Origin of the sequence: Carboxylicivirga fragile (assembly GCF_050589805.1) — a bacterium.
In the GTDB taxonomy this organism is placed as follows: Bacteria; Bacteroidota; Bacteroidia; order Bacteroidales; family Marinilabiliaceae; genus Carboxylicivirga; species Carboxylicivirga fragile.
This window is the reverse complement of the sequence record NZ_JBNGOY010000030.1, coordinates 15,767-28,654: the sequence shown is the minus strand read 5'-3', so window position 1 is coordinate 28,654 and position 12,888 is coordinate 15,767. Positions and strand designations below refer to the sequence as shown.

At 37.1% G+C, this 12,888-nt stretch carries 7 protein-coding genes; 6 read left to right on the top strand and 1 reads right to left on the bottom strand.

Annotation, left to right across the window (positions count from 1 at the left end; genetic code table 11):
- Positions 1 to 109: 109 nt before the first annotated feature.
- Complete coding sequence (locus ACRD7B_RS13940) at positions 110 to 724, bottom strand: IMPACT family protein (RefSeq protein WP_430825185.1); 615 nt, start codon at positions 722 to 724, stop codon at positions 110 to 112.
- 154 nt (positions 725 to 878) lie between these two features.
- Between ACRD7B_RS13940 and ACRD7B_RS13935 the strand changes: the two genes are divergently transcribed.
- The 6 genes from ACRD7B_RS13935 (at position 879) to ACRD7B_RS13910 (ending at position 12,880) form a co-directional block, all read left to right on the top strand.
- The gene (locus ACRD7B_RS13935; protein ID WP_430825184.1) at positions 879 to 1,343 is read left to right on the top strand and encodes a YybH family protein; all 465 of its coding nucleotides are present in this window, start codon (positions 879 to 881) and stop codon (positions 1,341 to 1,343) included.
- 169 nt (positions 1,344 to 1,512) lie between these two features.
- Positions 1,513 to 2,028 (top strand): KdsC family phosphatase, encoded by a 516-nt coding sequence (locus ACRD7B_RS13930; protein ID WP_430825183.1) that lies wholly within the window; start codon positions 1,513 to 1,515, stop codon positions 2,026 to 2,028.
- Positions 2,029 to 2,084: 56 nt separating this feature from the next.
- Positions 2,085 to 3,029, top strand: a complete 945-nt coding sequence (locus ACRD7B_RS13925; protein ID WP_430825182.1) for a geranylgeranylglycerol-phosphate geranylgeranyltransferase — start codon at positions 2,085 to 2,087, stop codon at positions 3,027 to 3,029.
- 109 nt (positions 3,030 to 3,138) lie between these two features.
- On the top strand, positions 3,139 to 3,714 hold the full coding sequence (locus ACRD7B_RS13920) for a Maf-like protein (RefSeq protein ID WP_430825181.1): 576 nt from the start codon (positions 3,139 to 3,141) through the stop codon (positions 3,712 to 3,714).
- 19 nt (positions 3,715 to 3,733) lie between these two features.
- Positions 3,734 to 5,893 (top strand): S46 family peptidase, encoded by a 2,160-nt coding sequence (locus ACRD7B_RS13915; protein WP_430825180.1) that lies wholly within the window; start codon positions 3,734 to 3,736, stop codon positions 5,891 to 5,893.
- 273 nt (positions 5,894 to 6,166) lie between these two features.
- Positions 6,167 to 12,880: an aminotransferase class I/II-fold pyridoxal phosphate-dependent enzyme gene (locus tag ACRD7B_RS13910; RefSeq protein WP_430825179.1), complete on the top strand. Its 6,714-nt coding sequence runs from the start codon at positions 6,167 to 6,169 to the stop codon at positions 12,878 to 12,880.
- Positions 12,881 to 12,888 lie beyond the last annotated feature (8 nt).

Genomic DNA, 12,888 nt, shown 5'->3' with positions numbered 1-12,888 from the left:
CAGTTAATGAGAGCAATATACAAGGATATTGCAAAATATTACCTGTTTTATATCAATTGAGCTATTTTTCTAAAGTCCTTATTGAATATCGGTTTGATAAGATATTAAATTAAGTGGTGCGAAGAAATTCAATATTGACCGACTCAAGCTTAGTAAGTCGAGCATTTATTCTTTCGACATTTTGCTGACGGCAACTCCATTCAATACTACATCGTAAGTCAAAATCCTGCCGAATGATGTTTGGAGCTTCCTCTTTCATTATCTTCATGATATCATTCATAACACCATAATCAAATTCGAGACGGTAAACATCATCAACCGTTCGTTCAATTATATTACCATTGTTTATGGCATCTATTGATGCTTCTCTATAGGCCCTGATGAGGCCGCTTGTACCAAGTTTGGTTCCGCCAAAGTACCGTATAATAACAATAAGAATATTACTTAACTCATGCGAACGTATTTGCCCATGTATTGGTTTACCAGCTGTACCAGATGGTTCGCCATCGTCGTTGGCCCTAAATAATTTGCCATCGGCACCCAATTGCCAGGCATAACAATGGTGGCGGGCATCGTAGTATTGTTTCTTTAAATCTGCAATGTGGGCTTTTATTTCGTCTTCGGTAAAAACAGGATAGGCATAGGCGATAAATTTACTACCCTTTTCCTTGTATATACCCTCCGATGGTTTGTCCAGCGTTTTATATAAATCAATTTGAGTCATTCACTTTATTTCTAATCAAGAAGTCGAATGTAACAAAAAGCTGAGTGCATCCCAAGGCCAAACACTTGCTTTTTCGAATATATGATCTTTCTCAGCTTAATTGTGAATTAAGTGAGTGGGTTGTATTTTTATCCTGAATCATTAAAAAACACATATGCGTTATCTTCAGAAATTATTCCTATTAAGCTTTGTAATTGTATTTTCATCCTGTCAATGCAATGAGCAGGATCATAACAAAGTAATTAGTGAGCCTCCAAAAGAAGTAAAAGAAAATATACTGGTGCAAATGGAAGCGTCTCGCCACTGTTGGAACAAAGGTGATTTTGAAGGTTATATGCAGGTTTACTGGAAATCGGATTCGATGCTGTTTATGGGCATTAATAAGGTAACCAATGGCTGGGAGCAAACACTAAAGAATTACAAGAAAGGGTATCCTGATGCAGCCGCAATTGGTGAACTTAAATATACCTTTGAGCATTTTAATATGTTGGCCGATGATTGTGTGTTGCTTATTGGGAAGTATCACTTAACACGTGAAATAGGAGATGCAGATGGTTACTTTTCCTTGGTCTGGAAGAATATTGATGGTGAATGGAAAATAATTCTTGATCATACTTAATTTAGTAGTTTGTTGGTAATTAGCCAGAAGTCAGTAGTTTTTTTTATAATTTTGCTTATAGGTGATTGAACTTCAATTAACACTAATAAACTACTGCCTTCTGACAAATCCCGATGATTACGGGGACTAACAATCTAATTAACTATATTCGCAGCAAATAAAATATACAATGAGCAATTTTAAAGAAGACTTGATGAAAGTAAAGGCATTTGCCTTTGATGTGGATGGTGTGTTATCATCACAAATGATACCCATGCATGTAAGTGGAGAGCCAATGCGTACAGCTAATATCAAGGATGGATTTGCTCTGCAATTGGCTGTAAAATTAGGGTATCCTGTTGCTATTATTTCCGGTGGAACAACTGATGCTGTTCGTAAACGTTACGAAGGACTTGGTGTGCAGAATGTATATTTGGGCATTTCGGATAAGTGGCCTGTTTTTGAGAAATGGGCAGAGGATCAAGGCTTAAAAGCCTACGAGGTACTATACATGGGTGATGATTTACCAGATTACCCGGTAATGAAACGAGTGGGTATTCCAACATGTCCTGCTGACGCTGTTGAAGAAATCAAATCGCTTTGTAAATATATTTCTGACCGTAAAGGTGGTGAGGGCGCTGTTCGCGATGTAATGGAACAAGTGTTACGCGCACATGGCAAGTGGGCACTTGATTATATTTGGTAGCATTGGTCAATTCAATTTTAATAGGTATTTTCAAGGTCTAATATACTGAGTGAAATATGGCCTATTTACGACTGATACGATATAAGAATTTGTTGATCATTGCATTGTTGCAATTTATGCTGCGCTATGCTCTGTTGATTCCAATCCTTGAGCATTATGGGCTTCAGCCTGTATTAAGTGATTTTCGATTTATTCTATTGGTTGTATCTACTGTTTTATTGGCTGCTTCGGGTTACATTATTAATGATTATTTCGATATACGAATTGATCGAATTAATCGACCAGAAAAGGTGTTGGTAGGGAAGGTCATTAAACGACGAGTAGCCCTATTTTTACACGTTGTGCTTTCAATTACTGGAATTCTCATCGGTTTCTTTTTGGCCTATGTGGCTCGCAAAGAAGTGTACGCACTCATATATCTGGCAGTACCGATTACACTTTGGTATTATAGTACAACTTTTAAACGTCACGTGTTAATTGGAAATTTAATTATTTCAATGTTAACTGCGCTTGTTGCATTACTGGTTGTGTCCATTGAGTTTGCTATGTTATCGCGTGTCCATGGCGTTCAGGTATTGCAAACGCAAGCGTGTTCAACGGCGTGGTTTTGGGCAATGGGCTTTGCCTTATTTGCTTTCATAACTAACCTAACGCGTGAAATAATAAAAGATGCTGAAGATTTGAAAGGAGATAAAGCTGTAGGTTGTAGGACTCTGCCAATCGCTTTGGGTATGCCTTTAACAAAGGCTTTTGTTTTTCTTATGGAGTTGGCATCATTATTCATTTTATGGATAATTTATTTCTTAATTCCTGAAATTCGGGAAATTCCTTATGTGAAAGTCTACTTTATAGTTGGTTTTACTTTGCCACATCTTATATTGCTATTTCTTTGGTATCGCGCTAAAACTAGTAAAGATTACCACTGGGTGAGTCGTATTAGCAAATTAGTAATGTTATTGGGTATCATGTTCTTATTGTTGGCAGGTCAATATTTTGCCTAAACTATCAATTTGTTTATTTTAATTTTATGTCGCAAAGCATATTGATGTCAGTGTCTTAAAATTTCTTTTCTTATATATTTGTTGGCTTAACTCGTGAGAATAATAATAAATGGTATTAAATCGTAAGTTAATCTTGGCATCTCAATCGCCAAGAAGACAAGAGTTGTTGAAGCAGTTAGATATACCTTTTGAAGTGCTGGTTAAGCCGGATGTGGACGAAGTGTATCCCCAAGAAATGCCGAGTGATGAGGTGCCTGAGTTTTTAGCGCAACATAAAGCTAAAGCATATGCAGAGGAGTTGAAGAATGATGAAACCATTGTTATTACTGCCGATACCATTGTAGTATGTAATGGAAAAATTCTTGGTAAACCAATTGATACGGCCGATGCTTTCAGGATGCTTCAGACATTATCAAATAACGAGCATGAGGTAATTACTGGAGTTGCCTTAAGCTCATCACAAAAACAATATTGTTTTTCAGTTTCTACAAAAGTCTTTTTTAAGGCCTTAACAGATGATGAAATCAATCATTATATATGCAATTACAAACCGTTTGATAAGGCCGGTGCTTACGGAATTCAAGAATGGATTGGAATGGTTGGTATTGAGCGTATTGAAGGTTCTTACTTTAATGTGGTTGGTTTACCAGTTCAGAAATTATATCAGGAATTACAAAATTTTTAATACATAAATAGTCAACAAAATGATTAGAAAATTAGTATTGAGCATTATTGCTCTAACGATTATTCAAATACAATCGCGTGCCGACGAAGGTATGTGGATTCCTATGTTATTGCAGAAATATAACATAGAGCAGATGCAGGAAATGGGTTTTAAATTGACTGCGGAAGATGTGTATAGTGTAAACCAAGCATGTTTGAAAGATGCGGTGGTAATTTTTGGTCGAGGATGTACAGGTGAGTTGATTTCTGACAAAGGATTAATTGTTACCAACCACCACTGTGGCTATGGACAAATACAATATCATAGTTCGGTTGAGAATGATTATTTGACCAATGGTTTTTGGGCAATGTCGCAAGAAGAAGAATTGGTTAACCCTGGTTTATCTGTAACTTTCTTAAAGCGCATGGATGATGTTACTGATGCGGTACTGGAAGGTACAACTGAAGGTATGGAAGACAAGGAGCGCAATAAAGTTATAGCGGCTAATATCAAAGCAATTAAAGAAGAGGCTGTAAAAGACACACACTATAAAGCCGTTTTAAAGCCATTTTTCCATGGCAATCAGTACTTTTTGTTTGTTAATGAAATCTACAAAGATGTGCGCTTGGTTGGAGCTCCTCCTTCAGCCATAGGTAAGTTTGGTGGTGATACTGATAACTGGATGTGGCCTCGTCATACTGGTGATTTCTCAATGTTTCGCATCTATGCCGATAAGGACAATAAACCCGCTGAATATTCTGCAGACAATGTGCCTTATAAGCCAGGTAAACATTTTTCTGTTTCGATGAAAGGCGTGCAAGAGGGTGACTTTACAATGGTATTTGGATATCCAGGTAGCACTTATCAATATGTACCATCGTACCACCTTGAAATGTTAACAGAAACAGTTAATCCTAAGTTGATTGATGTACGAACTGAGAAGTTAAATATAATGAATCGCTACCAGGAAGCAGACCCTGCAGTACGTATTAAGTATGCTGCTAAGAATGCACGGATCTCCAATAGCTGGAAACGCTGGATTGGCGAAAATCGCGGATTAGAAATTCTTGATGCCATTAATAAAAAGCAAAAGCAAGAAGAAGCCTTTGTGAAATGGGCTAAGGTTAAGGCACCTGAATATGTTGACTTGTTAAGTAAATATAAAAGCATTTATAAGGATTATGCCAATTACAATCTGACATACGGTTATTATCGTGAGATGATTCGTTCAAATGGTATGGAGCTAGTTTACCTGGCAAGTCAGATGGAAGCTTTAAAAGCTATCTATGAAGGAGAAGAAGTTAACGAAGATGCAGCTAATGCTGTAAAAGCTAAACTAGTCGAAAGAGCGGAACGATTCTTTAAGGACTATTATAAACCACTAGATAAGGAGATTTCTGCTCAACTACTAGGTATGTATGCAAGTAATATTGATAAGGCTTTCCAACCAGAAATCTATACATTGATTAATAGTAAATACAAAGGTAATGTAGAGAAGTATGTTGATTATCTGTATAAAAAATCCATATTTGATGATAAGGATCTTGTGCTGGATTTCATTAACAATTTCTCAAGCAAATCAATTAAGGCTTTAGAGAAAGACCCTGCTTATGTTCTGAATAATAGTTTTGAAACAGTGTATACAGATAAGGTGTATCCTCAACTTAATAAATACCGAAGTGAATTAGCTGTGTTGAATAAAGATTATATGGCTGCTCAGATGAAATTTGAGTCAGATAAAGTATTTTATCCTGATGCGAATTTTACTTTACGCGTATCTTACGGACAGGTAAAAGGATATACAGCTCGAGATGCAGTTTATTATAAGCATTCAACTAGCCTTGAAGGTATCATGGAAAAAGATAATCCTGATATCTACGATTACAGGGTTCCGGCGAAATTGAAAGAATTGTATAAGAACAAGGATTATGGTCGTTACGAAGTGGATGGTTCTGTACCTGTTTGTTTTGCTGCAACTAATCATACCACAGGTGGAAATTCGGGTAGTCCTGTTTTGAATGCAGAAGGGCATTTAATAGGAATTAACTTTGATCGTGCCTGGGAAGGCGTAATGAGCGATCTCATGTTCAACCCTGATCAGTGTCGTAATATCTCTTTGGATATTCGCTACGTATTATTTATTGTCGACAAGTTTGCGGGAGCAGGTTATTTATTAGACGAAATGACAATTGTTGAATAATAAATGAATGTAAATTTCTTTGTTAAGAATAATTGATAAATGATATTTCAAAGGCAGCTCTTTAACAGAGCTGCTTTTTTTGTGTGTTTTTAAAATAGAATAATTTTCTAATTATTACATTTATAATGGATATCATGTGGATATGTAAGTAATGTTTTTATATTTGAACGATTTTATAAGCAACGCTTCGGTTTTGTTTTGAATCGCATCCAACAACAGCTTTTTGATGATTATTAATTAAGGAAATTAATATTTTAACATTAATCTAAAATCATGCAATTAGAAGGTGTTCCCAAAGCCTTTCTTAGAAAGGAAGCACGCGAATTTATCGACCTTTATGCCGCATTGGGCGAAAGGGCAGAAGTTTTACTCCCCAATTTCATTTTTGACAATCTTAAATCATTTGTGAAATTGTGCCATGAGGAACCGAATGATCCGGCTCGTCAACAGGCTGAGATTCAAAAGTACTTATTGAAGTTTCGTGAAGAGATTCCATCTTATGTAGATGTGTCACTGATGCTGTTTCCACACGAGGATTCAAAGGCTTTTGTTTATAACTCGCTTAAGCGTAAGTTTAACCAAAAAGTTGCTGGTTTTATCGATGCCGATATGCTTGATAAACAACAGAAAAAATGGTTATCTAGCCTTTTGAAAGTACACGATTTTTCGGTTGGTACGCCACCTGTTACTGATCAAACCATCAATTTTGTATCAAAGGTTGTGGTGGGTGATTTACTTCAGGATCTAAGGCGTTTTCGTGATGTGATTGGCGTAATTGGAGATATTGATGAGGCGCATTGGAACTACCTCATGGATACCCTGGAACAAATGATTAACCAAAGTACGCATTATACAACTAAAGCCGAAAAGGATAACTTTCTTCACCGAACGGAGTGGGCAGTTAACTTTAAAGGCCTAAATGGTCTGATTCGCACGGTGGTTTCTGGTAATTCAGATGTTGCTATTGATTTATTAAAGGGTGATGTTTTTGGTCGTGATTGTGTAAAGGTTGTTGAGAATGTAAAAGGCGAAGATTTATTTCAATTAATGCTTGAAGACTCTTCAAGTGTATTTGCTGTGAAGGTGAAACACATGCGTAAAAACATGTTTGCGGGATCCAAATGGTTTCCTATGCTTTCGCGTTTGGTAATTGTGGATGATTCGCCAGAATCAATAGCTTCCAACACTTGCCTGGTTTTTAGTTTTCACAATGGTATTATAAATACGCTTAATAAAGTTCATACCAAGAAATTGGGTTCTCCAGCTAATACTCAGCTTAACTTGCGCTTGATTCTTGAAAATGTAAACACCAAGTATCTTGCCGAATTCAAAGATTTACTTGAGAAAAAGGTAGAGGAATACAATTCGGAACTTAAAGAATTAAAACAAGAGCAATTAGGAGAAACTGATGATGTTGTTAAAAATACCAACCTATTTAAATTTGATGGGTTTACTCGTCAGATATTAAAGGATCGATATTCGCTTCAGAAATTGCGCGATTTTATTGTATTCATTCAGAATACGGTTGATGAGAAGGCGCGTAATCAACAGAATAAAGTGTTGATTGAAGGTTTTGAGCAGAAGTTATGTCAATATTTTTATTCAAGTAATCCTAACTTAAAAATAGCGACGATTCTTGAAGGCGGTGGTAGAAATCAATTGCGCACTTATGGAGAGTATTTGCAACAACGTGAATTAAAGCCTCTCAAGCAAGAGATTCAAACGCGCTGCAAAACCATTATTAATTTTATTCCTGATAATTATAAGCGTACGCTTCACAACCATTTTCATAAGAATTTTGGTGTGAATTTGTTTATGGAAACTTATCAGAAGTACATTACCAAGGTTGATAACGAGTCGGACAACAAAGGTCGATTCCGAAATGTATTGATTGATCTGGGGGTGTTTAAGGATTATCAAAACAAGAGCAAGGAAGAGCAAGAGATACTGAAAGGGTTTATTAGTGATTTGGGTAATCTTGAAAAAACGTCGATAGCAGATGATGTTCAGATGATTATTCGTGACCTTCTGTTCTTTAAAGACAGAAGTCCAAAGCCTTACATTATTTACAATAAAGTATTGGCATGGGAATATACTGATTTGTTTTCTGACGAAGATTTTTCAATTAACCCATTCGATATTGAAATTGAAAATCTTGATGATCAGCGAATCGACTATGAACGTATTCATGCAAAATTAGGACGCATAAAAAATACGCTTCAATTATTTGATGCAAGTGGTAATTTATGGGATCGTTTCTGTGAAAATACGACGATAATCATCAACGATCCTTCGAACCCAACTGGCTTTTCAGATTTCAACAAAGAGAGTCTGATCAACTTTTTGAAATTCGTAAACAACAGTAAAATTACCCTGTTGTTAGATGAGGCCTATACCGATAGTGTTAAGACGAGTGGAAGTGAAATGCCTAAGTGGCGGAGTATATCTCGCTATGTGTTAAATAACGAAAATGTATATTCTAAAATTCGTGTTGTTTCATCGCTATCAACAACTAAGAATTTAGCAGCCTCGGGCGATCGTTTGGGAGCTATAGTGGCTACGCCGGAAATGGCTGATGTTATCAAGTTTGCAAAACAACGCAATACCTCCGCTAAAGGAAATTCTAGTTCCTTATATTTCTTGAATAGTGTATTAGATATTGGAATTCGTGCAAAGAAGCTGAAGGATGCCATGGAGTCTGAATTGCCCAAAAGTGCATCTCGCAGTAAGATCAAAGAGTTGATTGAACAGTTTATTGTGGTGCGTGCAACAGAGAAAGCAAGTCACTCAAAATCGGTGTTGCAGCCATTAAGTCAATTTGAAGGCAGTCCTTTGCACTTGTATTTATTAGATGAATTGGTGGCTCTGGCTAAGTTAGATATTCTTGGTTTGCCTGATGATTTTAAATACAAGGAGGTGCCATTCTTTGTTTATTATCACAAAGAGTTGGTAAAAGGACTTAATCGGTTTAGGATTAATAAAAATTTCCGCACTGAGTCAAATGTACGTTTGAAGATTGCTAAAAAAGTGGCTTCTGAAGTACTGAATGAGTTGGCCATAGCTGATGTTTCCGTGCTCGATTCTGACGGCAGTTATTTGTTTAATTTACACTTCCATAATTTCGGAACATTTAATGATTTAGAAGAGTTCTCGAAGATTATCGCTGTCAAGAAAGGGATATCTGTATTGCCGTATCGAACAGGAGTGGTGCGTTTTTCTTTGGGAGGTTATTTAGATGGTTCTCCATTGAGTTACGAGATATTTGAAAAGGAAATTCGTACAGCCTTAATTATCTATTTGACTAATTGGTTAGCTTTTAAAGAAGTGCGAAAGACCACTTCAAAGGAAATTGAGAGTGAGACTGTATTGCATCAAATGTTTGCTACTAAGGCTGACAAGCAATATTTGTCTAGCTTATTTGAAGATTACAAGGATATCAGGGATGTTAATAAAAAGGTAAACGTTTCCTTAAAGATAAATGAGAACCGATCCTTGTATCATGCTTCGCCTCAGGTTAGCGGAGTTACGGTTACTACAATTGGGGATTCCGAAAATTCGGTAATTGAGTTTTCTGGCGATGTGGGTGATTGCAGAAATGTGGAAGAGTTTATACGTAGTTCGGCCTTTACGAAAATATACGAAAACCTCTTGCCGCAAATTCACAAGCGCATTCCTCAGATAAAGCACTTGAATTTTAATATTGTGGCCTCACGATATAGTAAGGCTACCATCCTAAAATACATTCATAATAAGAAGAGTTTCCATCCGAACCACTTTGTATTGGATGATCCGGAGGAGAAAAACACAATGCGTGAAATTCTCATCGAAATGGAGCGCTTGTTATTCTCTGATGCAAAGATGAAAATATTGACTTTGAAAGCCAGCGGCGATTACCACATGGATGTGGCGCGTTTGGAAGGTGTGAATGTGGTGCTTAAGAAACATATTCAAGAGATTCTTTTGCATTTTAACTTGCCGTTTGAGCAGCCAAGCATTGAGCCAAGTAGAAAGGAGATTGTAGAGACTACTTGTGCTATGTTTACCGAGGTTACTGGCCTTAATGTTAATGAGCTGGATCTTGAGAAGTTCTTGTTAGAGTTTTTTGAAGGTTTACGTCAGGATGAAGAATATGTAAATATTGAAATACTTCCTCGTTCCATTGGAATATTGATTGATACGGTTAAGAAGCGTGTTCTGTCAGAAGATTTATCGATGCCTGAGAGGGTCTTGTACGTCTACCTGTTGCAGCATGAAAATTCATTCTATCGTCATGCTCTTGAAAAGCTTAAATATTTACAAGCTAAGATTGATGCCACAAGCGATGATGAATTGAAGATGATAACTGAGAATCTTTTGACGGAGATATTGCCTCAGGAGATTGACGATATCATGAACTACATTATTCGTAAAAAGGATATTAAAGTATCGCAAGAGAAGTTAAATGAGGTAACCCGGAAGGTTGTTAATTTTATTGTTGGGGTTCAAAATCTTTCGAAGGGAACCGATTATTATCAACGATATGCACACACCTTAATAAAGGTGGTGGAGATTCATTTTAGCCGTCAGAATTCAAGTGTTAACGAAATGATTCAGCATGGAGTGTCTCTTTATCGTCACTTCGAGATGCAGGATCAAACGCTTGAGACTTTTGAAAATGGATCGTTGAAATGGATCAATGAACTGATGACCAAGTGTGGAGTTGTTTCAGTTGAACAGCCAATACAATTACATACACGTATTGTTACCGATGCTAAAAAGCGCGAATATCCTTTCCATAAGATTGATCGTTCTGAGGAAGTTTCGGAGTATTTGATGGAAATGAATGATGGTAATTCGAAGAATAATTACATCAAAGCTTTAAGTACCAAGCCTAGTTCGAAATTCTTTGAACGTCGTTTGGCGCAATTTGTGGCCAATATGGATCCGGATGATTATCGATGTAAAATATTGCAACACGGTGCGGTTAAGGAAATGTTTGTTTTCCAGAAAGGTTATATCAAATACATGACGGATAATTTCCGTTTGATGCAATACAAGGATATTTCGTTACAGGAGGCGCAGAACTTTCAACCAGATGTACTATTGTTCTTGGGAGCGCCTGAAAAAGTAATTTCTTTCCCTCAGGTTGGCTTCTTTGATATTAAGGGGCCAAACGGCAGCATCAAAACTTTAGTGACACCTTTGAAAAAGGAGGCTGATTACTTTGGCGATGTGAAGAAACCACGCTTGACCATGATTAATGAAAAGGTGAAGGAGATGGGTGGTATTCCTAAGCATGGCTCACTATTCGCTGTTGAGTTGGAGGATGGAAGTATATTTGTGGTTGAAATAGATGGTGATAGCGGAGTAGGTAAGTCAGAGATGATTGCGGCCTTAATTCTAAAATGGTTGAAGCAAAATTTACCAGGGGTTCGTTCCATCAAAATGATTGCGGGTGATATGTTCCATGTATTCCGCGATAAGCAAGGAAATATCTACGGTTTTGGTACCGAAGTTGGTGATTTCTCGCGTGTAACCGATTTTGACCCAGATTTCATTAAATACTATAAATACTTATTTGAGAGTAGTGCCGATAGTAACGTTACCGATTTAAATTCGCGTAGCACGGTAAGTGGTTTGTGCGAAATTCAGATGCCATATAAAATAGATATCATTCTTACAGCTCATAACTACAGCAAGGAAGAAGCAGGAATTACAAGAGTAGATAATCCTGAGAATTTCATGATGTACATCGATTCGCATGGTGAACGTAAGGAGAAGGCGACCAGTCAGGATGGTCCAAATTTCCAGCGTACATTCCATCGCTACACAGCAGATAAAAACATTGTGGATGTTCTGGCAAAGCATGGCAATTATCTCGATGATGTGTTGGATTGGGAATATGTGCCAAGCGAGAGAGTGTACTATTTAGCCTCATCGTATAAGATGATGGATAAAATAGACATTGAGCAGGTGGTAAATCAGATATTTGTTGGTAAGTCATTTGAGTACAATAATGAAGCTGTGAATATCATAAAGGTTAATTTCGACATTGTTAAAAATCGCTTTGTTGCCGAAGTGAAAGCTTCTGATGAAAGTGAGACATTACATGTTGTTATCAATCGAAATGTGTTTGGGCAGATGTTTGATGCCTTGGCAAGTACACCTGCTGGTCAGCCATTTATAGCACAGGAAGGTCAGGTTGAGTCGCGTTACTATTTAACCGATGTATTGAGTGGCGGTGAAGATAGGTTAGGTGCCGGACGAAAAGTGCAGTGTGGCATTGTCTCTACCGAAATAGGGAAGAAGGGTAAGGAAATTACCGGTCCTCAAAAAGCGGCTGAAGCACTTACTGATTTAATTCAGGATTTAAGAGCTGGATCTTCTGAGATGAACGAAAGCAAAAACAAAGTGCGACAATCGGTTCGTGAGCATTATGCGCATATTTTCACCAATGGTAGAAGTAGTAATGAAATATGGCGATACAACTTTTATCTGTATCAACTGGATAAGATGATGAAAGCTGAATTTGTACGTATGGATGATCCAAGTGTGGCTGTCGATTTGGCAGGGGTTAATATGTATGAGCCAAAGAATAAGAAAGAGGCATTTAGTCCACTTCTGGTTACGCCAAACTTAAATATCGAATTAAGTAGTTTTGGAGAAACCTGCAACGAGCTGATGAGTTTACCTAATTATCCTGAATTTGCAGAAGAATTTATGGATGGGGCCGATCAACTGTATCAAGCTGTTGGTTATGCACAAGAAACGATGGTTAATAACATGATTACTCAACTGTTACTCATGGGCGAGTACATCGAATTCGATGACTTGCTTAAGGGAAGAATAACTGAAAAGGTTAATCGTGAAACCATTGCTGCTGCAAAGTATGCTGTGTTGAAGGAACTAGAGCGAAGAAAAGAAAAGGCTGTTTCTAATAAATCTAAGGCTTCTGTAAAGAAAACTACTATTCCGGATAAAAAGTCATCCGGTGGAAATAAAAAATAGTTTAATTA